The sequence below is a fragment of the Streptomyces sp. SID13726 genome (genome assembly GCF_010548375.1).
Classification (GTDB): domain Bacteria; phylum Actinomycetota; class Actinomycetes; order Streptomycetales; family Streptomycetaceae; genus Streptomyces.
In genome coordinates, this window is sequence record NZ_JAAGLY010000711.1 from 1 (window position 1) to 404 (window position 404).

General features: G+C 72.3%; 1 protein-coding gene. It reads right to left on the reverse strand.

Features of this window, described 5'->3' with window-relative positions; genetic code table 11:
• Positions 1–404 (reverse strand): NAD-dependent epimerase/dehydratase family protein (locus G3I78_RS49900; protein WP_164437302.1); only part of this gene is annotated, 404 nt, incomplete at both ends.

Consider the following 404-nt stretch of genomic DNA (forward strand, 5'->3'; position numbering starts at 1 on the left):
CCGAGGTCCGGCCAGCCCGCGCCGGCGACGTTGAAGTAGCGCAGCGCGACGAACCGCAGGCCCCACGCGCGGCCGGCCGCGCGGCCCAGCCACTCGCCGACGAGCTTGGTCTCGCCGTAGGGGTTGATCGGCTCGGCGTGCAGCTTCTCCTCGACGAGCGAGACCGACGGCATCCCGTAGGTCGCCGCGGAGGACGAGAACACGAGGCGGTCGACGCCGGCCGCCTGCATCGCGGTGACGAGGTTGGTGAACCCGCCGACGTTCTGCTGGTAGTACCAGGCAGGCTTCTCCACCGACTCGCCGACCTGCTTGCGCGCCGCGAAGTGGACCACCGCGCGGACGTCGTGCTCGGTGAGGGCACGCGTCAGCACGTCCACGGCCTCCGGGGACGCGACGTCGACCTC